The sequence below is a fragment of the Nocardioides sp. cx-169 genome (assembly GCF_021083605.1).
In the GTDB taxonomy this organism is placed as follows: Bacteria; Actinomycetota; Actinomycetes; order Propionibacteriales; family Nocardioidaceae; genus Nocardioides.
Window position 1 is genome coordinate 34,169 of the sequence record NZ_JAJNRO010000007.1, and the last position, 21,203, is coordinate 55,371.

Sequence of the window (21,203 nt, forward strand, 5' to 3'; positions counted from 1 at the left end):
CTAGTCGAGGCCCAGGGAGAACGCGGACTCCAGGTCGTGGCGCGAGTAGGACCGGAACGCGATGTGGGTCTCGGTCTCGGTGACGCCGGGCACCTTGTTGAGACGATCGGCGATGACGGCGGCCACGTCGTCGTGGTGTCGCACCCGCACCAGGGCGATCAGGTCGATCTGGCCGGTCACCGAGTAGACCTCGCTGATCCCGTCGAGCGCGGCGATGGCCTCGGCCACCTCGGGGATCCGGGCGACGTCGGCCTTGACGAAGACGATGGCGGTGATCATGGTCGGACTCTAACGCTGCTCGAGGTGATGCCCGGCGTCCTGGCGGGCGAGCAGTGGCCCATCGAGGTGACGGCCGGCGCCGCGCACGGGGCAGGTCCACTCGCCGTCGACGTCGACGAGGCGCACGGTCGGCGACTCCAGCCAGCGCAGCAGCCGCTCGGTCTCCTCCGCCGTGGCGGCGGGCACCGGGCCGGGAGCGGGGGTGACGGTCTCGGCGGAGGTCCGCAGGGCCTCGACGTAGGCGACCGCGTCGGTGCCGGGCGGGATCACCCCGGCGGCTGCGAGCCGGCCGTAGCGCACGACGTGGACCGCCCAGCGGCCGTCGTCCTCTCGGCGGGCGGCCACCACCTCGGCGCAGCGGGTCAGCGAGGTGAGGCGCTGGGTGCGCGCGGCGGCGCGCACGAACGACGCCAGCCGGTCGCGGTGGACGCCGGCCTCCTCGAATCGCTGGTCTGCGGCGAGCGTGGCCATGCGCTCGTTGACCAGGTCGACCACCTCGTCGGGGCGGCGCAGCAGCGTCTCCTGCAGCTGCCGTACGACGGCTGCGTAGGTGTGCTGGTCGACGCTGCCGTCGCAGGGAGACAGGCACCGCCCCAGCTCCGCGAGCACGCAGGCGGAGCGCGACGGGGTGCGGCCGAACCGGTCGGAGCACTGGCGCACCGGGAAGGTGTCGTGGAGGGCGGCGAGGCACTTCTCGGCGAGCTTGCGGCTGCCGAAGGGGCCGAGGTAGTCGGCATCGTCGTCGAGCACCCGCTTGACGAGTGACAGCCGCGGCCAGGGCTCGCGGGTGAGCTTGACGAACGTGACCTTCTCCGGGAAGCGCGAGCGCCGGTTGTAGCTCGGCTTGTGCTCGGCAATCAGGCGCAGCTCGCGCACCTCCGCCTCCAGCGGGGTGGCGCACTCGATCGCCTGGACGGTGGCGGCCAGCCGCACCATCTCGCCCATGCGCGAGCGGGTCTCGGAGGCGGTGAAGTAGGAGCGGACGCGCGTGCGCACGTCGCGGGAGGTGCCGATGTAGAGGACCCGGGCGTGCTCGTCCTTGAAGAGGTAGACGCCGGGGGAGTGCGGCAGCCCGTCGGCGAGGTGACGCTTGCGCCGCTGCGCCGCGGAGACCCGCGACGAGAACGTCTGCAGCTCCTCCAGCGTGTGGACGCCGAGCGCGCCGATGCGCTCCATGAGGCCGTGCAGCACATCGACGGTCGCGCGCGCGTCGGACAGCGCGCGGTGGTTGGGGGTGGTGCCGCTGCGGAAGACCCGGGCCAGCGAGGACAGCTTGCAGTTGGGCGCGTCGTCGCGGGTGATCACGCGGCGCGCCAGCTTGGCGGTGTCGACCACCTCGAACGCCGGCCAGGGGCGCCCTTGGCGCTCCGCGAAGTGGCGCAGGAAGCCGACGTCGAACGGCGCGTTGTGGGCCACCAGGACCGTGCCGGCCGCGAACTCCAGGAACGCCGGCAGCGCCGACTCGATGGCCGGGGCGTCGGCGACCATCGAGTTGCTGATGCCGGTGAGCACGGCGATGAACGCCGGGATCTGGCTCTGGGGGTTGACCAGCGTCTGGAACTCCCCGAGCACCTCGCCGCCGCGCACCTTGACCGCGCCGATCTCGGTGATCATCGATCCGGCGGTGGGGGAGCCGCCGGTGGTCTCGAGGTCGACCACGCAGAACGTGACGTCGCGCAGCGACCGGCCGAGCTCGTCGAAGCTGCGCTGTGACTCCCAGCGGCCGCCGGCCGGGGAGGTGACCAGAGGTGCGGAAGGGGCGGCCGGGCTCATGCCCCGACCGTAGGGCGGGCCGCCGACAATCCCCGGACGGCGCGCCCCGGCGCCCGGTCACTAGGCTGGCCGCGTGAGCCAGACACCCGCCCTGCCCGATCCCGCCCACCGCTGGCGCTGCGGCGGCTGCGGCAACCTGACCCGCTTCGACGTGACCCGGACCCGGCGCACCCAGGAGTTCTGGCACCTCGACCTGGCGGGCGAGCACGCCGTCGAGAGCGTCGAGGTGCTCGGGGAGGACGTCGAGTCGGTGTCGTGCCGGTGGTGCGGCCGCAGCGACGCGATCGAGACGGTCGCGCGCAGCGACGCGGACCTGGCCTCCGACCCGTCCTGACCCCGATCAGAGCCGCCCTGGGGTCGATGTCGGTGGCGGCTGTCAGCCTGCTCACATGACGACGAGAATCGACTGCGACACCTGCGTGGTGCGCGGGCTGGCCTGCCACGACTGCGTGGTGACCGTGCTCCTGGGCCCGCCGCCGGAGCTCACCTTCGACGATGCCGAGTGCGACGCGCTCGACGTGCTCGCGGCCTCCGGCCTGGTGCCGCCGCTGCGTCTGGTGCGTCCGGTCTCGGGCCCCGAGGTCGAGTCCGCGTGACCGGCGTCCACAAACTCGGCTCGGGAGTTGGCCAGCGCCCCTCCTGGCCATTAGCCTGAGCGCTTCAAGCACCCGTGGAAGTGGTCCACCAGGTCCGCGCGGGGGCTGCGTCGAGTTCGGGACCGTCTTCGGGGGCGGTCCGGGAGCCGGGGAACCAACTCTTCTGGGGTGTATCCCTCGCAAGGCGTCGCGCGCAGGTGGCGGCGAGGAGCGGGGGTAGGGCAAGTCGTGCCCGAACCCGTCAGCTCACCCGGTAGGCGTACGACACGCAAGGGAGACCGCCCGCTCGTGCGGAAGCGACTCATCACGGCCTTCACCGGCCTGGCTCTGGCCACCACCATCGGGCTCGTCCCGTCCACCACGGCATACGCCGAGCCCGACATCGACACCGTGCAGGCGCGCGTCGACCGGCTCTACCACGAGGCCGAGCAGGCCTCGGAGCGCTACAACGACGCCAAGATCGAGCTGGAGGCGCTGCAGGGCGACGTCGCCTCGCTGCGCGCCGACCAGCGACGCCAGGACGCCGCGCTCGACACCGTCCGCGAGCAGGTCGCCGACGCCATGGTCAGCCAGTACCAGGGCCAGGGCATCTCCGCGGTCGGCGAGATCTTCGTCTCCGATGACCCCGGCGCCTTCTTGTCCCAGCTGACGACGATGTCGTCCTACCAGGACCGGCAGGACGCGCTCCTGGCCGACTACACCGACGAGGTCGAGGCGCTCGACATCCGCGAGACCGCGACCTCGCGCCGTCTCGCCCAGGTCACCGCGCTCAAGGACCGCCTGGCCGACGAGAAGGCCACGGTCGACAAGAAGCACGAGGAGGCCGAGGGCCTCCTCGGCCGGCTCAAGGAGGAGGAGCGCGCGGAGATGCTCTCGCGCGGGTCCAAGACCGTCCCCTCCGACGTGCCGGCGACCGGCCGCGCCTCCGCCGCCGTCGCGTACGCGATGGCTCAGGTCGGCGACTCCTACGTCTACGGCGCCGCCGGCCCCAGCGCGTTCGACTGCTCCGGCCTGACGATGATGGCGTGGGCGCAGGCCGGGGTCGCGCTGCCGCACTCCTCGAGCGCCCAGTACTCCTCCGGCCCCCGGGTCTCGCTGAGCGCACTGCAGCCCGGCGACCTGGTCTTCTACTACAGCCCGATCAGCCACGTCGGGATGTACATCGGCAACGGCCTGATCGTGCACGCAGCCAACCCGGGCGCCGGCGTCAAGGTCTCCGACATGAACGAGATGCCGGTCGTCGGCGCGGTCCGCCCTGGCTGACCGACCGAGCACCGAGGCCGGTCGCCCACGTCTGTGGGTGGCCGGCCTTTCGCTGTCCCTGCTGGTCGTGGTCGGGTTGGCGACCTGGGTCCTGCTGCGGGAGGAGCCGTACGTCGCTCCTCGCCCCGACCCGGGTGCCGAGGTGGTCCGGCCGGCCGCCGCGGCCCGGTCGCTGCAGCTCTTCGCCCGAGCCGTCGAGTCCTCCGACCCGGAGATCGCGGCCGACGCGGCCCCCGAGGGCGACCAGCGGGCGGCGGACCTGCTGCGCACGCTCGTCGGCAACGCCGACGCCCTGCGGGTCCGGGACTTCTCCCTGCGCTACCTCGACGAGTCGGGGGCGGCTGACGGTGACACCTGGTCGGCCGCGGTCGACGCGACCTGGCGCTTCGCCGGCTACGACGAGACGTCAGCGCGGGCCGAGGTCGAGGTGCGCTTCGCGGGGCCGGACGCCGGCATCGTCGGGGTCGGCGGCGTCGAGGGCGTCTCGCCGGTGTGGCTAGCCGGTCCGGTGACCGTGCGCCGTACCTCCGACGTGCTGGTGGTGGCCGCCGGGAGGGGGGCCGCGGTGGGCACCGCGGCCGCCGGCTACCTCGACCGCGGTCGGGCCGCGCTCCCGGTGGTGGCCCGGGTGCTCCCCGCGTGGCGCGGGCCGCTGGTGCTCGAGGTCCCCGCGACCCCTGACGCCCTCGACCGAGCCCTGGATGCCGAGCCGGGGGACTACGCCGGCGTCGCCGCGGTCACGTCGTCGCCCGATGCCACCCAGGCGCCGGGCGCGCCGGTGCACGTGTTCCTCAACCAGGCCGAGTTCGAGCGCCTCCGGCCGCTGGGCGCCCAGGTCGTCGTCAGCCACGAGGCCGCCCACGTAGCCACGGACGCGACCGGCAGCCAGGCCATGCCGCAGTGGCTGGTCGAGGGCTTCGCCGACTACGTGTCGCTGCGCGACGTCCGGCTTCCGCTCTCGCGCACGGCCGCCCAGGTCATCGCCCAGGTGCGCGAGGACGGGCCGCCCGCGGCCCTGCCCGGCGCCGCGGAGTTCGACGCCTCGACCGGCCATGCCGGGGCGGCCTACGAGTCGGCCTGGCTCGCGTGCCGGGTGCTCGCACAACGGCGTGGCGAGGCGGCGCTCGTGGGCCTGTACGACGCCGTGCGCACCGGCAGCACGCTCGCCGACGCACTGGCCGACGGCTTCGGGTGGACCGAGCAGGAGCTGGTCCGGGCGTGGCAGGCCCGCCTGACAGACTTGGCGGCGTGACTGCCGAAGACCCAGAGGCGGAGCGCAGGGTCGCGCTCGTGACGACCCTGGTCGGGCTCGTCGCCTTCGTTGCGCTCGCGGCGTGGCTGGTGCCCTGGGACCCGGTCCCCGGTGGTCGGCTCGAACCGGCCGACCCGCTCTCGGTGTTCACCCCCGAGCAGGTGGAGCGGGCGGAGGCGTTCTCACGCCACGCCCGGACCTTGAGCTGGAGCTCGCTGGCCGTGTCGCTCGCGGTGGCCTGCTGGCTGGGCCTCACCCGGCGCGGGCGCGCGCTCTTCGGCCGGCTGCCCGGCCCGTGGTGGGTGCAGGTGCCCCTCGCGGTGGCCGTGGTGGACCTCCTGCGCCGCCTGATCACGCTGCCCTTCGCGGTGCTGCTGTGGCGCGCGCGCGTCGACGAGGGTCTGTCGACCCAGGACGCTGCCGCCTTCTTCTCCGACCTGGTCAAGGGCGAGCTGCTCGACATCGCCGTGACCTCGCTGGGGCTGCTGGCGGTGCTCGCCTGCGCCCGCCGGTGGCGGCGCGCCTGGCCGGCGATCGCGGGCGCCGGTCTGGGAGCGCTCGTCCTGGCCGGATCCTTCGTCTACCCGGTGGTGGTGGAGCCGCTGTTCAACGAGTTCGAGCCGCTGCCCGACGGCCCCCTGCGGGGCGCGATCATGCGGCTGGCCGACGAGGAGGGAGTGGCCGTCGACGACGTGCTCGTCGCCGACGCCTCGCGCCGTACGACGACGCTGAACGCGTACGTGTCGGGCTTCGGCGGCACCCGCCGCGTCGTCGTCTACGACACCCTGGTGGACGGCCTGCCGCAGGACCAGGCGCTCTCGGTGGTCGCCCACGAGCTCGCGCACGCCCGGCACGGCGACGTGGTGACGGGCTCGCTGCTGGGTGCCTCGGGCGCCCTCGTGGGGGTTGGGCTGCTGGCCCTCGTGCTCGGCCGCGTGCGTCGGCGCGGGGGACCGGGCCTGTCGGACCCCGCGGTGGTCCCGCTGGTCCTCGCGCTGCTCGCCCTCGCGTCGCTGGTGACCTCGCCGGTGAGCAACACGATCAGCCGCCAGATCGAGACCCGGGCGGACGTCGACGCCCTGCGCGCGACCGACGACCCGTCGGCGTTCATCGCGATGCAGACCCAGCTGGCGCTGCGCTCCCTCTCGGACCCGACGCCCCCGGCCTGGAGCCAGCTCTGGTTCGGCAGCCACCCCACCGGTCTGACCCGCATCGCACTCGCGCAGCGGCTCGCGAACGACTAGCGGTCGTGGGGTCGCGTGATGCTGGAGAGCAGCCCGATCCGCATGGCGGTGACCAAGGCCTGGGCCCGGTTGGCGGCACCGAGCTTCTGGTAGATGCGCGCGATGTGCGCCTTCGCGGTCGACTCGCTGAGGTACAGCCGTTCCCCGATCGCGGCGGCGCCCAGCCCGTCGGCGAGGAGGAGCAGGACCTCGTGCTCGCGGCCGCTGAGCCGGGTCGCCCCCGGTGACTGGCGCCGCATCATCGCGCCGACCAGGCCGGTGCACACGAACGAGCGCGGCGACACCGCGGCGTGCCGGACCGTCCGCACCACCTCCGAGGCGGGGGCGTCCTTGCCGACGAAGCCCGAGGCGCCGGCCTCCATGGCCGCGAAGATCTGGTCGTCGCCGGAGTGCATGGTCAAGATCACCAGGCCCGCGGCGTCGTTGCGCCGCCGCACGGCCCGGACGATGTCGAGGCCGGTGCCGTCCTGCAGCTGCAGGTCGGCCACGACCACGTCGGGGGCCAAGTCGTCGTGAGCAGTGAGGGCCTCGGCGACCGTGGCCGCGACGCCCACGATCGTCATGTCGTCCTCGAGGTCGAGGACGCCGGCCAGGCCGTTGCGGATCAGCTCGTGGTCGTCGACCAGCAGGACCCGGAGCCCGCTCTCGCTCATGTCGCCACCCGGTCCTGCGCGCTCCGCCCCAGCCGGACCGCGATGCGCAGCCCGCCGTCGACGCCGTCGCCGATCGCCAGGTCGGCGCCGATCAGATCCGCCCGCTCACGCATGATCGCGAGGCCGTGGGAGTCGGGCCGGCGCTGCTGCAGCCCGCGGCCGTCGTCGGTCACGGTGATGAGCGCCTCGGGCGGGTAGACCTGGCAGACGACCTCGACCGAGCCCGCGCGGGCGTGCCGGACGGCGTTGGTCATCGCCTCCTGGGTGATCCGAAAGAGCTCGGCCTCCACCTCGGCCCGCAGCCGGGTGCTGTGCTCGTCGAGGGTGACGGCGATCGGGACCCCCGAGACCTCGCTGAGGTGACGGGCGAGCGTGCCCACCGCGGCGCCCAGGCTCTCGCTCTCGCCGACGCTGGTGCGCAGCGTGAGCACGGACTGGCGCACCTCGGAGACGATCGTGCTGATCCGCTCGCGCAGCGCCGCGAGCTGACCGGCCTGCCGGGGGTCCGCGGGCCGGGCTGCGAGGGCGTCGACCAGGTAGCCCAGGGAGGCGATGTCCTGGGCGATTCCGTCGTGCATCTCGCGCGAGAGCCGCCGGCGCTCGTCGGCGGTGGCGGCGTCGCGGAACGCCGAGAACAGCAGGGCGGTGTCGAGCTGCACGGCCGCCGAGCCCAGCGCGGTCCGGACCTCCTCCAGGCGCGGCTGGAGGTCGAGCTCGACCCGCTCGGAGAGCGTGCCGGCGACGATCGAGCCCTCGCCGAGGGGGAAGGCGAAGGCGCGGCCCTCGACCTGGATGCGGCGGGTGGCCCAGGCCGCCGCGGCCAGGCGCTCGGCCTCCGGGCCCACCGGCGGGTCCTCGAGCAGTGGCACCACGGTCTCGCCGCGGCGTACGTAGAGGGCGAGGGTCTGCGCCGGCGCGTGGTCGTGCACCTGGCTGAGCAGCGCACCCCCGAGGGAGCCGACGTCGAGACCGGAGCTGAGCCCGCCGGACAGGTCGATGAGCTGGCGGAGCAGCCCCTGCGCGTCGCGGTACGGCGCGTCGGCGTCAGGCGCGCCGTCGGGCACCGCGGCCCGGACGTACGCCGCCACGCCGCCGGCCCCGAGCCCGGTGACCGTCCAGGTGAACACGGCGAGGCCGGTCTCGACGGAGAGCGGGCCGTGGACGGCCAGGGCGCCGCCGAGGAGCCCCGCCAGCTGCGCGGCGCTCGCGACCGCCATGCCCGCGAAGCCGCGGAGCAGCCCGCCCACGAACGGCGCCAGGGTGAGGGCGGCCAGCACCCCGGTCGTCCACCCCAGCGAGAGGCCGCAGACCAGTCCCACGACCGCGGCCTCGAGCCACGCCACCCGCACGTGCGGCGCCCGCCAGGCGACGAGCTGCGCCACCGTCCAGGTGATCGCGACAGCGAGGAGCGCCCAGGCCGCCGGCACGTCGCGGCGCCACAGGACGTGCACCCCCATGGCGAGGAGGACGAACGCGCGCCCCGCGGTGGTCAGGCGGACCAGGCGCGCGTGGCGTCGAGCGTCGGTCATGCCCCGCCACCCCCCGCCGGTCGGAACGGGCGCGCGGTCGCGCCCGCCGATCCTCTGTCTGCCCCCGGCACCGAGACTCTCGTGCTAGGGAAGATACAGGGCCGCGATCGCGTCCTTGCACTGCCGCAGCACCACGTTGCGCTTGAGCTTCAGGCTGGGAGTGAGCTCGCCGCCCTCCTCGGTCCAGTCGCCGGGCAGGATCGTGAACTTGCGGATCGACTCGGCCTTGGACACCGTCTTGTTGGCGTCCTCGACCGCCGCCTCGATCTCGGCGCGCAGGTCGGGGTCGTCCACGTGGTCGGCGATCGAGCCGGTCTTCCCGTGGGCCTCCGCCCAAGCCGGGAACGACTCCGGGTCGATCGTGACGAGCGCGGCGATGAACGGCTGCCGGTCGCCCACCACCATGCACTGGCTGACCAGCAGGTGCCCGCGGATCCGGTCCTCGAGCGGGCCGGGGGCGACGTTCTTGCCTCCGGCCGTCACGAGGATCTCCTTCTTGCGCCCGGTGATGCGCACGAAGCCCTCGTCGTCGACCTCGCCGACGTCGCCGGTGTGGAACCAGCCGTCACGCTCGATCGCCTCCGCGCTGGCCTGCTCGTTGGCCCAGTAGCCCGCGAAGACCTGACCGCCGCGGAACAGCAGCTCGCCGTCGTCGGCGACGCGGACCGCCGTACCGGGCAGCGGACGGCCGACGGTGCCGATCTTGGTGGCCTCGGGGAGGTTGACGGTGAGCGCGGCGGTGGTCTCGGTGAGGCCGTAGCCCTCCAGGACCGTCAGGCCGATGCCGCGGTAGAAGTGGCCCAGCCGGTCGCCGAGGGGAGCGCCCCCGGAGACGGCGTACTCGCAGCTGCCGCCCAGGGCGTCGCGGAGCTTGCCGTAGACGAGGCGGTCGAAGAGTGCGTGCTGGGCGCGCACGGCGAGGGAGGCGCGGCCCTTGGCGGAGTCCAGGCCGCGCGAGTAGGCGATCGCGGCCTCGGCGGCGCGGGCGAAGATCGCGCCCCTGCCGTCGGCGGTGGCCTTCTGGGAGGCGGTGTTGAAGACCTTCTCGAAGACGCGGGGCACGGCGAGGATGAACGTCGGTCGGAACTGCTGCAGGTCCTCGACCAGATTCTTGATGTCCGCGCTGTGCCCCAGGCGGGTGCGCCGCTTGACCGACCCGATCTGGATGATCCGCGCGAAGACGTGGGCCAGCGGCAGGAACAGCAGGGTGGAGGACCCCTCGTGGAAGAGGTCGTGGAGCTCGTCGGTGGCCACCCCGAGCTCGAACATGAAGTTCCCGTGGGTGAGCATGCAGCCCTTGGGGCGCCCGGTCGTGCCGGAGGTGTAGATCAGGGTCGCCAGGTCGAGCGGGGTGCTCGACGTGCGGCGCTTCTCCAGCTCCTCGTCGACGACGTCGTGCCCGATCCGTCCGAGCACCGTCACCGCGTTGTCGCCGATCGACCAGACGTGGTTGAGGTCGTCCAGCCCGGCGCGGACCTCCGCGATGCGGGCCAGGTGGGCGGGGGTCTCCGCGACCACGGCCTTGGCGCCGGAGTCCTGCAGGATCCAGGAGATCTGGTCGGCCGCCGAGGTCTCGTAGATCGGCACCGTGACCGCGCCGGCGAACCAGATCGCGTAGTCCAGCAGCGTCCACTCATAACGGGTCTTGGAGATCAGGGCGACCCGGTCGCCGGGCTCGATGCCGGACGCGATCAGGCCCTTCGCGACTGCGGACACCTCGGCCAGGAACTCCGCCGCGGTGACATCGGTCCAGCCCGAGTCGACCGCACGGCTGAACACCACCGCGTCGGGGGCCTCACTTGCATTCGCCACCACGTCGTCGGTGAGGTTTCCCGTCGTCGGGATCTCGATCGTCATGGGCGTCGAGAACTCGCGCACGTCTCTCCTCCTCAGGCTCGCCCATCGGGCCGTTGCGGGCAGGTTACCGCCGAGGGTCGAGAGGCCGACCATCCGGTAGCATCGCGGTTCCGATCCACCCGCCTCCCGGGGCGCCAGCTAGGGGTTCACGATGGCCGAACAGACCACCTCCTCGATCGTCGTCGACGCCGCGCCCGGCGACGTGATGGGCGTGATCGCCGACTTCGAGGCCTACCCCCAGTGGGCCAAGGGCGTCACCGTGGCCGACGTCGTGGCCACCTACGGCCCGGAGCAGGACGGGCGCGCCGAGCAGGTCTTCTTCGCGCTCGACGTCTCACCGATCAAGGACGAGTACACGCTGGCCTACCAGTGGGACGGCGACGCCGAGGTCACCTGGACCCTGGTCGAGGGCAAGATGCTCCGGGCCCTGGACGGCGCCTACGTGCTGCGCGACCTGGGCAACGGGTCCACGGAGGTCACCTACCGCCTCGCCCTCGACGTCAGCATCCCCCTGATCGGCATGCTGAAGCGCAAGGGCGAGAAGATCCTCATCGACACCGCGCTGAAGGGGCTGAAGAAGCGCGTCGAGTCTCTCTGAGACCGCCGTGCGCCTACTCCTGTTCACCGGCAAGGGCGGTGTCGGCAAGTCGACCGTGGCCGCCGGGACGGCCGCCCTCGCGGCCGACGCCGGCCACCGCACGCTGGTGCTGTCGACCGATGCGGCACACTCCCTGGCCGACGCGTTCGGCGCGCCGGTGGGGGCGGAGCCGACCGAGGTGGCCGAGCGACTGTTCGTGCAGCAGGTCGACGCCCAGCTGAGGTTCGAGCAGTCGTGGGCGGAGATCCAGCGCTATCTGCTGAGCGTGCTGGAGGGCGTCGGCGTGGATCCGGTCGCGGCGGAGGAGCTGACGGTGATCCCCGGGGCCGAGGAGGTCCTGGCCCTGCTGGAGCTGCGCCTGCACGCGCTGTCGGGGGAGTGGGACGTCATCGTCGTCGACTGCGCCCCGACCGCCGAGACGCTGCGCCTCCTCGCCCTGCCGGAGGCCCTCGGCTGGTACATGGACCGGGTGCTGCCGACCCAGCGCCGCGTCGTCAAGGCCCTCAAGCCGGTCCTGTCGCGGGCCGCGGGCGTGCCGATGCCCGGCGACGGGATCTTCGACGCGGTCGAGCGCCTGCACGCCGAGCTCGACGAGGTGCACGGGCTGCTGTCGGGCCCAGAGGCGAGCGTGCGGCTGGTGCTGACGCCGGAGAGCGTCGTGCTCGCCGAGGCGCGCCGCTCCTACACGAGCCTCTCGCTGTTCGGCTACCGCGTCGACGGGGTCGTCGCCAACCGGGTCTTCCCCGCCGAGGGCGCCGACGACTGGCGCGCCGGCTGGGTGCTCGCCCAGGACGCCGTGCTCGCGGAGGTGGCGCAGTCCTTCGCCGACCTGCCGGTATGGCGCTCGGTGTACCGCGCCACCGAGCCGGTCGGCGTCGACGCGCTGCGGACGCTCGCCGCACAGGTGTACGGCGACTCGGACCCGCTCGCCGTGCCGGCCGGGACCGGGCCCTACCGCGTCGACCGCACCGCCGACGGCGCCGAGCTGCACCTGTCGCTGCCGTTCGTCACCCGGGCAGAGGTCGGTCTCGCCCGCCACGGCGACGAGCTGGTCGTGACCCTGCGCGACGACGCCTCCCTCGGCTCCTCGGGACAGGCCGTGGGGTCGTATCGTCGCCTTCTCACCCTCCCGGCCGGCCTCGCGCGCCTGCGCGTCGCGGGAGCCCGGGTGGACCAGGGTGAGCTGCGGGTCCGGTTCACGGACCCGGCCCAGGACGACGTACGGGAGAAGGCGACGTGAGCGATCCCCAGGACCGGCCCGGCGCCGCCGACGAGCCCGTCGGCAGCGTCGGCGACGAGGCGGCCAAGCTGCTCGGCGCCCTCTCCGAGTGGGCCAGGGACCACGGCGCCGACCTGGGCCAGGGCCTCGGCGGGCTGGCCGGGCAGGCCGCCTCGCTGCTGGAGGACGTCGACGAGCACGTCGCGACCGGGGGCCCCGAGTGCACCTACTGCCCGGTGTGCCGCACGATGCACGCCGTGCGCCAGACCAACCCGGAGGTGCGGGCCCAGCTCAAGGTCGCCGCGTCGGCCCTGCTCCAGGCGGCCGCCGGGCTCCTGGCCACCCCCGTTCCCCCCGACGCCACCGGGCGCGGGCACCAGGTCGAGCGCATCGACCTGGACGATGATCTCGGGTCGGAGAAAGAGTCATGAGCCTGTCGTGCGGCATCGACGTCGGAGGCACCAAGATCGCGGGCGCCGTGGTCGACGCGAAGGGCGCCATCCTCGAGGAGGCGCGCGTCGAGTCGCCCGCGACCGATCGCGAGGCCATCGAGGCCGCGATCGCGGGGCTGGTCGCCGACCTGCGCACGCGACACGAGGTCGACAGCGTCGGGATCGGCTTCGCCGGGTACGTCGACGCCGGCCGTGCCCGGGTGCTGTTCGCCCCCAACCTCGCCATGCGCGACCTCGACCTGAAGCGCGAGCTCGAGGAGCAGGTCGGCCTGCCCGTGGTCATCGAGAACGACGCCAACTCCGCGGCGTGGGGCGAGTTCGCGTTCGGTGCCGCCGAGGACGTGGACGACCTGCTGATGGTCACCGTCGGCACGGGGGTCGGCGGTGGTCTGGTGCTGAGAGGGGAGCTCTACCGCGGCGCCTACGGCGTCGCCGCCGAGATCGGGCACCTGCGGGTGGTGCCGGACGGCCACCTGTGCGGCTGCGGCAACCGCGGGTGCCTGGAGCAGTACGGAAGCGGGACGGCCCTCGTGCGGGAGGCCCGTACGGCGGCCGCGGGCGGCGCGGAGCAGGTGGAGTCGCTGCTGGCCCGCGCCGGCGGCGACCCGTCCGGGATCCACGGGGCGCTGATCACCGAGGCCGCGCGGGACGGCGACCCGTTCGCCGTCGACCTGCTGGCCTCGCTCGGGCGGTGGCTCGGCCACGGCATCGCCTCGCTGACGACCGTCCTCGACCCCGCCGCCGTCGTCATCGGCGGCGGCGTCAGCGAGGCCGGGGACCTCCTGCTCGACCCGCTGCGTGCCGCCTTCGAGTCGCAGCTCATCGCGCCCACCCACCGCCCCGTGGCCGAGATCCGCCTCGCGACGCTGGGCAACAAGGCCGGTGTCATCGGCGCGGCCGACCTGGCACGGCGGTGAGCGCCCTCCACATCGGCGTCGACGTCGGGGGCACCAAGGTGCTGGCCGGCGAGGTCTCGGACCACGGTCGCGTGCTCCGGACCGCGCGGCGGCGCACTCCCGGGCGGCAGGCGGAGCCCCGCGCCCTGGACGACGCGGTCACCGAGGCGGTCCTCGAGGTGGCCGACCGGCGCACCGTCGCCGCCGTGGGCCTCTCGGTCGCCGGCCTGGTGGACCTGACCCGGGGCCGGGTGCGCTTCTCCACCCACCTGCCGTGGCAGGAGGACGACACCGCCGCCCGGCTGTCGGCGCGCTGGGGCGTGCCGGTGCTGCTCGACAACGATGTCTCCTGCGCGGCCGTGGCGGAGCTGGCCCACGGCCGCGGCCTGGCGCACCCCGACTTCCTGCTGGTCACCATCGGGACCGGCATCGGCGGCGCGATCGTGCACCGCGGTGAGCTGTGGCGCGGCGCCAACGGCATGGCGGGGGAGTTCGGGCACGTCCGGGTGGTGCCCGACGGCCGTGTCTGCGAGTGCGGCCTGCGCGGCTGCCTGGAGGAGTACGCCAGCGGCAACGCGCTGACGCGCCTCGCCGGAGACGCCTACGAGGACGGCGCGGCGATCACGGCGGCCGCCACGGGCGGTGACCCGGCGGCGATCCAGGCCCTGGCCTCCGTCGGTGACTGGTTCGGCGTCGGGCTGGCCGGGCTCGTCGGCTCGTTCGACCCGCCCGTGGTCGTGGTCGGGGGCGGGGTGTCGGACGCGGGTGAGCTGCTCCTCGGGCCGACCCGTGCCGCCCTGGAGCGCACCCTGGTCGGCGCCGGCCACCGAGACCTGCCGCAGGTCCTCGTCGGGTCCTGCGGCTCGGCCGCCGGCATGGTCGGGGCTGCGCGCATCGCGCGGACCGGCTAGACGACCGCGCCGTCGTCGTCGGGGTCGCGGGGGCCGCGGGGCATGAGCAGCACGAGGTAGAGGAAGCCGCCGACGAACGCCGCCACGAGCAGGTAGGCCAGCAGCGGCGGCAGGTCGATGCCGGCGACCAGGCACACGAGCAGGATGGCCGGAGCCCCGAAGAGGCCGGCCCAGGCGAGCATCCGGTCGGGAGTGGTCGCGGGGACCGGCGGTGGCGGTGGGGGCACGAAGCGGTCCGAGGACCAGTCGGCGTCCGGGTACGGGTCGTCCCAGCTGGCCTCGCCCGCCACCGGCTCCTCGGGTGCGGCGGCCGGCTCCGGCGCAGGCTCGGGGTCCAGGTCGGCCCGGTCTCCGTAGTTCTCGACGATCGCGCGCCAGGCATCGTCGTCGTTGTCGCGCTGCACGACTCGAGGTTACGCCGCGGTCGTCCTCGCCACGAACGCGGCGGACTCGTCGAAGATGCGCGGCGCGTCGTTGTCGAGCGTCGCCACGTGGTAGCTGTCGGTGAGCGGTACGACGGTCACGTCGCGCGAGGACACCTTGCCGGTGATCAGTGGCTGCGAGGCCTCGTCGACGACGTGGTCGACGGTGGAGCGCAGGTACAGGATCGGGCAGGTGACCTTGGGCAGGTCGGCCACCAGCGGCGGCCAGGCGCGCATGAGGGAGTGGATGGCCTTGAGCGGCGTGCGGTCGTAGCCGTGCTCGTCGGCCCCGGCCCTCTTGATGTCGTTGGCCAGCCCGGGGAAGGACGGCACGACGTGCTTGAGCACCGGCAGGAGCTTGACGTCGAGGCGCCTCGTGGCCACGGCCGGGTTGACGAGCACCAGCCCCGAGACCCGCTCGGCGTGGTCGGCGGCCAGGCGCAGCGCGAGGGCGCCACCCATCGACAGCCCGCCGACCACGACCGCGTCGTTGTCCAGGCAGAGCGCGTCGAAGGCGCGGGCCAGCTCGCCGTACCAGTCGTCCCAGGTCGTGGTGTTGCACTCCTGCCAGGTGGTGCCGTGGCCCGGCAGCCGGGGCACCGACACGGCGTACCCGAGCGCCCCGAAGTGCTCGCCCCACGGCTTGATCGACGCGGGCTGGCCGGTGAACCCGTGGCTGAGCAGCACGCCGACGCGGCGCCCGCCGGTCAGCTCCGGCTGCGCCGCGATCGTCAGTGGTGCGGCGAGGGCCTCGGTCGTCATGGCGCCGATTGTGCACCACCTCGGGGCGTCGCGGCTGTAGGTCACAGCCGCCGGCAGGGACTACGCTGCCCCCAGGTCCAGGCCAGCCGCCGGGTCGGCGATGAAGAAGGGTGCTTCGTTGTTCTACTGGTTCCTCAAGTGGGTCGCGCTGGGCCCCATGCTGCGCGTCGTGTTCCGCCCGCAGGTGGAGGGCGCCGAGCACGTGCCCGAGGTGGGCCCGGCGATCCTCGCGAGCAACCACCTCTCCTATGCCGACTGGCTGTTCATGCCGCTCACGCTCCCGCGCCGGGTGACGTTCGTGGCCAAGGCGGAGTACTTCACGAGCCCGGGCATCAAGGGCTGGTTCCAGAAGCTGTTCTTCTCCGGTGCGGGGCAGGTCCCCATCGACCGCTCCAGCGCCTCCGCGGCCGAGGGCGCCCTGTCGTCGGCGAAGCGGATCCTCGAGGAGGGCGACCTGTTCGGGATCTATCCCGAGGGCACCCGCTCCCACGACGGCCGGCTCTACCGTGGAAAGACCGGGGTCGCCCGGCTCGCCCTGGAGACCGGGGTCCCCGTGATCCCCGTCGCCGTGGTCGGCACCAACGTGGTGGCGCCCCCGGGCAAGACGTTCGGGTCGTTCACGCGACCGGTCGTGCGCTTCGGCCGGCCGCTCGACTTCTCCCGCTACGCGGGCCTGGAGAACGACCGCTACATCCTGCGCTCGATCACCGACGAGATCATGTACGAGATCATGCGGCTCTCCGGCCAGGAGTACGTCGACATGTACGCCAGCCGCGCCAAGGAGGAGTCCAAGCGGCTCGAGGCCGAGGCGAAGGCGAAGGCGGACTCGATCGCGCCCCGGGACGGCGACGAGCAGAAGAAGGCGTCCTGACCCAGCTGCGGCTCTGGAGCCGGCCGGCGCTGGACGTCGAGGACCGGCTGTTCCGGGCCCTGGGCATCCTGCGGGTGGTGCTGCTGGTCTACGCCCTCGCGCTGAACCTCTACCGGGCCGACGGCTTCGACCACCCGCGTTGGGCGTTGGTCTGCGCTGCGGTCATGGTGGTCTGGACGGGCGTGACGCTGAGGGCCTACGCGGACCCGGCGCGCCGTACCCGCCGGCTCCTGGGCGCCGACCTCGCGGTGACCCTGGCGCTGCTCGCGGTGACGCCACTGGTGAAGGGGGAGTGGTTCAACGCCTCGATCCCCGGCTTCTGGGTCGTGTGCCCGATCTTCGCCTGGGCGATCCACCACCACTGGCGCGGCGGGCTGTTCGCCTCGGTCTGCGTGGCCGGGGTCGACGCCACGGTCCGCGACGACCTGACCCAGACCAACTACGCCAACATCTTCCTGCTGCTGGTCGCGGGGCCCATCGTGGGCTTCCTGTGCGAGTCGCTGCAGCTGATGGCGCGCGAGCGCGACGAGGCCCAGCGCGCCGTCCTCGCCGAGGCCGAGCGCGCCCGCCTGGCCCGGACCGTGCACGACGGGGTGCTCCAGGTGCTCGCGCTCGTCCAGCGCCGCGGAGCGGAGCTGGGCGGGGAGGCGGCCGACCTGGGACGGCTGGCCGGCGAGCAGGAGCAGGTGCTGCGCACCCTGATCCGCTCCCAGGACGCCGTGTCCTCCACGGCACCGGACGCGACGGCCGACCTGGCGGCGGCGCTGGCCGAGCTCGGGGCGCGCGGCCACGTCACCGTCGCCACCCCCGGTACGCCGGTCGAGCTGCCGGCCGCGGTGGTCGCCGAGCTGCGGGCGGTCGTCTCCGCCTGCCTGGACAACGTGGTCGCCCACGTCGGCGCCGACGCCCCGGCGTGGGTGCTCCTGGAGGCGCTGCCCGAGCGGATCGAGGTCTCGGTCCGCGACGAGGGGCCCGGCATCCCGGCCGGCCGCCTCGAGGACGCGGCCCGCCAGGGCCGGCTGGGGGTCCGTGAGTCGATCTGCGGACGCATGGCCGACCTCGGGGGCACCGCCGAGCTCAGCACCGGGTCGTTCGGCACCGAATGGCAGCTCGTCGTGCCGCTGTCGGGGCAGTCCGGCTAGCGCGCCTCGAGCACCCGACGCAGGAACTGCTGCGTGCGCTCGTGCTGGGGCTCGCTCAGCACCTCGGCGCCGCCGCGCTCGGCGACCACCCCGCCGTCGAGGAAGAGCACCTGGTCGGCGACGTCGCGGGCGAAGCGCACCTCGTGGGTGACGATCACCATCGTCCAGCCCTGCTCCGAGAGGTCGCGGATCACCCCGAGCACCTCGCCGACGAGCTCGGGGTCGAGGGCGGAGGTGGGCTCGTCGAGGAGCACCACGTCCGGCTTCAGCGCGAGCGCCCGGGCGATGCCGACCCGCTGCTGCTGGCCGCCGGAGAGGTCGGCCGGCCGGGCGTCCTCGCGGCCGGCGAGGCCGACCTGCTCCAGCAGCTGCCGGGCGTCGGCCACGGCCTCGGCCTCGGGGCGGCCCTGCACCTGCACGGGCCCTTCGATGAGGTTGCCGAGCACCGTCTTGTGGGGGAAAAGGTGGTGGGACTGGAAGACCATCCCGCTGCGCGAGCGCAGCGCCCGGATCGCGCGGCGCCGGGCGCCCTTGTCGCTGGGCAGCTCGCCGAAGTCGACCGCGGCGTCGCCGATGCGCACCAGGCCGGCGTCGGGGGTCTCCAGCACGTTGAGGGAGCGCAGCACGGTGGTCTTGCCGCAGCCGGACGGGCCGAGGAGCACGGTGGCGGTGCCGGAGTCGGCGGTGAAGTCCACCCCCTTCAGCACCGGGGTGTCCCCGAACGACTTGACGAGGCCGTGGACCTCGATCAGCGGGGCGCTCATACGGCATACCTTCCCAGTCGCCTCTCCAGCGCGCTCTGCCCGATCGACAGGACGAGGCAGATGACCCAGTAGTAGAGCGCGGCGAAGATGTACAGCGGCATGAACTCGCCGCTGAACGCCGCGGCGTTCTGCGCCTCGCGGAACAGGTCGGTCACCAGGACGACCGAGACCAGCGAGGTGTCCTTGACCAGCGAGAGCAGCGAGTTGGACAGCGGGGGGACCGCGATCCGCGCCGCCTGCGGCAGCACGATCCGGCGCAGCGCCTGCCAGCGCTCCATACCGATGGTGGTGGCGGCCTCGAGCTGGCCGCGCGGTACCGACAGGATCGCGGCGCGGATGATCTCGGCGGCGTACCCGGCGACGTTGAGGCTCAGCGCCAGGCAGGCCGCGAGGAAGCCGGGCAGCGTGAGCCCGACCTGGGGGAGGCCGAGAAGAAGATGAACAGCTGCACCAGCAGCGGGGTGCCGCGGATCAGCGAGATGTAGGCGCGGGCAGGGGCGCTCAGCAGTCGTGACGGGGACATCCGGGCGAGCGCCACGGCGAGCCCGATCAGGAGCCCGCCCGCGAAGCTGATGGCGGTCAGGGGGATGGTGCCCTGGATCGCGCCCCTCAGCATCGGCCAGGCGGCGTCCTGGAGGACCGCCACCCAGCTGCGGCTGTCACGGTCCTTCGGGGCGTCGATCTCCTCGGGATCGGCCACCGACACGTCGGCGCCGAAGTACTCCTCCGAGATCTCCGCGAGCGTGCCGTCGGCGCCGAGCCGCGCGAGCGCCTGATCGGCCTGGTCGCGCAGGGCGGCGTCGTCCTTGCGGAAGACCAGCGCCTGCTGGCTGATCTCGTCGCCGGCGTTGCCGACGATCTTGATGTCGTCGGACCCGGTCGACGCGAGGTAGTCGAGCACGGCGATGTTGTCGTTGACGATGACGTCGACGCGGCCCTGCACCAGCAGCTCGGCGGCCTGGGCGAAGCCCTCCACCGACTGCACCTTCGCACCCGCGTCGCGCGCGACCTGCGCCCAGTTGCTGGTCTCGGACTGGGCCGCGGTCAGGCCCTCGAGGTCGTCGAGCGTCTCGACGTCCTCGGTGCCGGCGGCGGTCACGATGACCCCGCGCGAGTAGGTGTAGGGACGCGTGAACAGGTAGCGCGCCTCGCGCTCGGGGTTGATCGTGACCTGGTTGGCGATGACGTCGATGCGACCGGCGTCCAGCGCCGGGAAGAGCGCGTCGAACGTCGACTGCACGTACTCCGGCTCGCCCCAACCCGCCTCCTCGGCGACCGCGTTCATCACCTCGATGTCGTAGCCGGTCAGCTCCTCGGTGCGCGGGTCGACGAACGTGAACGGCGGGTAGGTGCCCTCGGTGCCGACCCGCAGCACCCGGCCGTCGTCGTCCGCGGCCGCCTGGGGGAGAGGGAGCAGCGCGCCCAGCCCGAGCAGTACGCCCAGGATGGCCAGGACCCGGATCCTCGTCTCCACCACGGCAGCGTGCCACGAGCAGGTGGCCCGCCTCGACCTAGGCTCCACCTGTGACCATCCACAGCACGCACCCGTTCGCGGACGCCGACCCCGATCCGGTACGCCGGCTGCGGGGCCGCCTCGGCGGTGCGGTCAGCCTGTGGACGGCCGGGGCGGGCCGGGACCGCTCCGGGCTCACCGTGACCTCGCTGATGCTGGCCAACGGCGAGCCGGCCCACGTCCTCGCGCTGCTCGACCCGGACGCCGACCTCACCGATCGCCTGCTGGGGACCGGGCGCGGCGTCGTGCAGCTGCTGTCGTGGCCGGACCGCGACCTGGCCGACGCCTTCGCCGGCACCGCCCCCGCCCCGGGCGGCCCGTTCCGGATGGGCGCCTTCGAGGAGACCGAGTGGGGCCCGCGGCTCGTCTCCAGCGGGACCTGGTTCGCAGTGAGCCTGGTCGACAGCCGCGAGGTCGGCTGGTCGCTGGAGGTCACCTGCCGGCTCGACTCGCTTGCGGTGGGCGAGGACGACGCGCCGCTGCTGCACCGGCGCGGGCGCTACGTGCGGCCGTAGTCATCTAGGGTCCAGCCCATGACGCCGGAGACCGACCAGCCGCCGACCCGGGTGATGGTCGTCGACGACCACCCCATGTGGCGCGACGCCGTGGAGCGTGACCTGCAGGCCGCGGGCTTCGACGTGGTGGGCGTCGCGAGCAACGGCTCGGAGGCACTGGCCCGCTTCCCGGCCTGCCGGCCGCAGGTCGTCGTGCTCGACCTGCAGATCCCCGAGCCCAACGGCGTCGCGGTGACCGCCGAGGTGCTCAGGCAGGACCCGGCCGCGCGGGTGCTGATCCTCTCGGCGTCCGGGGAGCAGGCCGACGTGCTTGAGGCGGTCAAGGCGGGAGCGACCGGCTACCTGGTCAAGTCGGCCTCGCGCGAGGAGCTCGTGAGCGCCGTACGGCGGGTGGCCGCGGGCGACACGGTCTTCACCCCCGGGCTGGCCGGGCTGGTGCTCGGGGAGTTCCGGCGGCTGCTGGAGCCGGTCGAGGACCCGCTACGGCCGCGGCTGACCGAGCGGGAGACCGAGATCCTCAAGATGGTCGCCAAGGGCATGTCCTACAAGCAGATCGCCGAGCGCCTCGTGCTCTCGCACCGCACCGTCCAGAACCACGTCCAGAACACGCTGCGCAAGCTGCAGATGCACAACCGCGTCGAGCTCACCCGCTGGGCGATCGCGCAGGGGCTGGACGAGGACTGAGCGTGCTC

General features: G+C 73.5%; 24 protein-coding genes and 1 riboswitch. Of the genes, 14 read left to right on the forward strand and 10 right to left on the reverse strand.

The genetic code is table 11. The features are described 5' to 3' along the window. Positions 1 to 279, reverse strand: a complete 279-nt coding sequence (locus LRP67_RS11350; protein WP_231242446.1) for an Lrp/AsnC family transcriptional regulator — start codon at positions 277 to 279, stop codon at positions 1 to 3. A 9-nt stretch (positions 280 to 288) separates the two neighbouring features. Further along, on the reverse strand, positions 289 to 2,052 hold the full coding sequence (locus LRP67_RS11355) for a DEDD exonuclease domain-containing protein (RefSeq protein ID WP_231270283.1): 1,764 nt from the start codon (positions 2,050 to 2,052) through the stop codon (positions 289 to 291). A 73-nt stretch (positions 2,053 to 2,125) separates the two neighbouring features. On the opposite strand from LRP67_RS11355, the gene LRP67_RS11360 reads away from it, so the two are divergent. From LRP67_RS11360 to LRP67_RS11380, 5 genes are all read left to right on the forward strand, one after another. Continuing rightward, a complete protein-coding gene (locus LRP67_RS11360) occupies positions 2,126 to 2,386 on the forward strand; it encodes a hypothetical protein (protein WP_231270284.1) in 261 nt (86 codons plus the stop codon). A gap of 55 nt (positions 2,387 to 2,441) precedes the next feature. Further along, the gene (locus LRP67_RS11365) at positions 2,442 to 2,648 is read left to right on the forward strand and encodes a hypothetical protein (RefSeq protein ID WP_231242449.1); all 207 of its coding nucleotides are present in this window, start codon (positions 2,442 to 2,444) and stop codon (positions 2,646 to 2,648) included. Positions 2,649 to 2,756: 108 nt separating this feature from the next. After that, positions 2,757 to 2,910: riboswitch (cyclic di-AMP (ydaO/yuaA leader) on the forward strand. A 26-nt stretch (positions 2,911 to 2,936) separates the two neighbouring features. Then, the gene (locus LRP67_RS11370; RefSeq protein WP_231270285.1) at positions 2,937 to 3,911 is read left to right on the forward strand and encodes a C40 family peptidase; all 975 of its coding nucleotides are present in this window, start codon (positions 2,937 to 2,939) and stop codon (positions 3,909 to 3,911) included. Between the two features lie 37 nt (positions 3,912 to 3,948). Then, on the forward strand, positions 3,949 to 5,163 hold the full coding sequence (locus LRP67_RS11375) for a hypothetical protein (RefSeq protein WP_231270286.1): 1,215 nt from the start codon (positions 3,949 to 3,951) through the stop codon (positions 5,161 to 5,163). After that, the gene (locus tag LRP67_RS11380) at positions 5,160 to 6,407 is read left to right on the forward strand and encodes a M48 family metallopeptidase (RefSeq protein WP_231270287.1); all 1,248 of its coding nucleotides are present in this window, start codon (positions 5,160 to 5,162) and stop codon (positions 6,405 to 6,407) included. Before LRP67_RS11375 ends, LRP67_RS11380 begins: the two co-directional genes overlap by 4 nt. Here LRP67_RS11380 and LRP67_RS11385 read toward each other — a convergent pair. The 3 genes from LRP67_RS11385 to LRP67_RS11395 all read right to left on the reverse strand — a co-directional run bounded on the left by LRP67_RS11385 (position 6,404) and on the right by LRP67_RS11395 (position 10,467). After that, positions 6,404 to 7,060, reverse strand: coding sequence for a response regulator transcription factor (locus LRP67_RS11385; RefSeq protein ID WP_231270288.1), 657 nt, complete (start codon positions 7,058 to 7,060; stop codon positions 6,404 to 6,406). The genes LRP67_RS11380 and LRP67_RS11385 overlap by 4 nt on opposite strands. Further along, entirely contained in the window at positions 7,057 to 8,589 is a 1,533-nt protein-coding gene (locus LRP67_RS11390; RefSeq protein ID WP_231270289.1) for a histidine kinase, read from the reverse strand. The genes LRP67_RS11385 and LRP67_RS11390 overlap by 4 nt, the downstream gene beginning before the upstream one ends. A gap of 84 nt (positions 8,590 to 8,673) precedes the next feature. Beyond that, positions 8,674 to 10,467 (reverse strand): long-chain fatty acid--CoA ligase, encoded by a 1,794-nt coding sequence (locus tag LRP67_RS11395; RefSeq protein ID WP_231270290.1) that lies wholly within the window; start codon positions 10,465 to 10,467, stop codon positions 8,674 to 8,676. Positions 10,468 to 10,597: 130 nt separating this feature from the next. Here LRP67_RS11395 and LRP67_RS11400 point away from each other — a divergent pair, with 130 nt between their 5' ends. From LRP67_RS11400 to LRP67_RS11420, 5 genes are read left to right on the forward strand one after another with little or no spacing between them, the layout of a single operon-like run. Continuing rightward, on the forward strand, positions 10,598 to 11,044 hold the full coding sequence (locus LRP67_RS11400) for an SRPBCC family protein (RefSeq protein ID WP_231270291.1): 447 nt from the start codon (positions 10,598 to 10,600) through the stop codon (positions 11,042 to 11,044). Positions 11,045 to 11,051: 7 nt separating this feature from the next. Continuing rightward, positions 11,052 to 12,284, forward strand: a complete 1,233-nt coding sequence (locus tag LRP67_RS11405; protein WP_231270292.1) for an ArsA family ATPase — start codon at positions 11,052 to 11,054, stop codon at positions 12,282 to 12,284. Then, on the forward strand, positions 12,281 to 12,694 hold the full coding sequence (locus LRP67_RS11410; protein WP_231270293.1) for a hypothetical protein: 414 nt from the start codon (positions 12,281 to 12,283) through the stop codon (positions 12,692 to 12,694). Before LRP67_RS11405 ends, LRP67_RS11410 begins: the two co-directional genes overlap by 4 nt. Next, positions 12,691 to 13,632 carry an ROK family glucokinase gene (locus LRP67_RS11415; protein ID WP_231270294.1) on the forward strand — a complete coding sequence of 314 codons (942 nt, stop codon included), beginning with the start codon at positions 12,691 to 12,693 and terminating at the stop codon, positions 13,630 to 13,632. The genes LRP67_RS11410 and LRP67_RS11415 overlap by 4 nt, the downstream gene beginning before the upstream one ends. Beyond that, on the forward strand, positions 13,629 to 14,522 hold the full coding sequence (locus LRP67_RS11420; RefSeq protein WP_231270295.1) for an ROK family protein: 894 nt from the start codon (positions 13,629 to 13,631) through the stop codon (positions 14,520 to 14,522). Before LRP67_RS11415 ends, LRP67_RS11420 begins: the two co-directional genes overlap by 4 nt. Here the strand turns inward: LRP67_RS11420 and LRP67_RS11425 are convergent. Both LRP67_RS11425 and LRP67_RS11430 read right to left on the reverse strand, forming a co-directional pair. Beyond that, complete coding sequence (locus tag LRP67_RS11425; protein ID WP_231270296.1) at positions 14,519 to 14,926, reverse strand: hypothetical protein; 408 nt, start codon at positions 14,924 to 14,926, stop codon at positions 14,519 to 14,521. The genes LRP67_RS11420 and LRP67_RS11425 overlap by 4 nt on opposite strands. Before the next feature lie 9 nt (positions 14,927 to 14,935). Beyond that, on the reverse strand, positions 14,936 to 15,706 hold the full coding sequence (locus tag LRP67_RS11430) for a carboxylesterase (RefSeq protein WP_231270297.1): 771 nt from the start codon (positions 15,704 to 15,706) through the stop codon (positions 14,936 to 14,938). 118 nt (positions 15,707 to 15,824) lie between these two features. Between LRP67_RS11430 and LRP67_RS11435 the strand changes: the two genes are divergently transcribed. Both LRP67_RS11435 and macS read left to right on the forward strand, forming a co-directional pair. Then, the gene (locus LRP67_RS11435) at positions 15,825 to 16,577 is read left to right on the forward strand and encodes a 1-acyl-sn-glycerol-3-phosphate acyltransferase (RefSeq protein WP_231270298.1); all 753 of its coding nucleotides are present in this window, start codon (positions 15,825 to 15,827) and stop codon (positions 16,575 to 16,577) included. A 29-nt stretch (positions 16,578 to 16,606) separates the two neighbouring features. Next, positions 16,607 to 17,719: a MacS family sensor histidine kinase gene (macS, locus tag LRP67_RS11440; protein ID WP_269211483.1), complete on the forward strand. Its 1,113-nt coding sequence runs from the start codon at positions 16,607 to 16,609 to the stop codon at positions 17,717 to 17,719. On the opposite strand, the gene LRP67_RS11445 is transcribed toward macS, so the two are convergent. The 3 genes from LRP67_RS11445 to LRP67_RS11455 are packed head-to-tail and all read right to left on the reverse strand — an operon-like array spanning position 17,716 to position 19,957. Beyond that, positions 17,716 to 18,483 (reverse strand): amino acid ABC transporter ATP-binding protein, encoded by a 768-nt coding sequence (locus LRP67_RS11445; protein WP_269211463.1) that lies wholly within the window; start codon positions 18,481 to 18,483, stop codon positions 17,716 to 17,718. The two genes, macS and LRP67_RS11445, sit on opposite strands and share 4 nt — an antisense overlap. After that, complete coding sequence (locus LRP67_RS11450; protein WP_308189741.1) at positions 18,480 to 18,887, reverse strand: amino acid ABC transporter permease; 408 nt, start codon at positions 18,885 to 18,887, stop codon at positions 18,480 to 18,482. Before LRP67_RS11450 ends, LRP67_RS11445 begins: the two co-directional genes overlap by 4 nt. Further along, the gene (locus tag LRP67_RS11455; protein ID WP_231270300.1) at positions 18,854 to 19,957 is read right to left on the reverse strand and encodes an ABC transporter permease subunit; all 1,104 of its coding nucleotides are present in this window, start codon (positions 19,955 to 19,957) and stop codon (positions 18,854 to 18,856) included. Before LRP67_RS11455 ends, LRP67_RS11450 begins: the two co-directional genes overlap by 34 nt. 50 nt (positions 19,958 to 20,007) lie before the next feature. Between LRP67_RS11455 and LRP67_RS11460 the strand changes: the two genes are divergently transcribed. Next, positions 20,008 to 20,511 (forward strand): flavin reductase, encoded by a 504-nt coding sequence (locus tag LRP67_RS11460; RefSeq protein WP_231270301.1) that lies wholly within the window; start codon positions 20,008 to 20,010, stop codon positions 20,509 to 20,511. An 18-nt stretch (positions 20,512 to 20,529) separates the two neighbouring features. After that, a complete protein-coding gene (locus LRP67_RS11465; protein WP_231270302.1) occupies positions 20,530 to 21,195 on the forward strand; it encodes a response regulator transcription factor in 666 nt (221 codons plus the stop codon). Positions 21,196 to 21,203 lie beyond the last annotated feature (8 nt).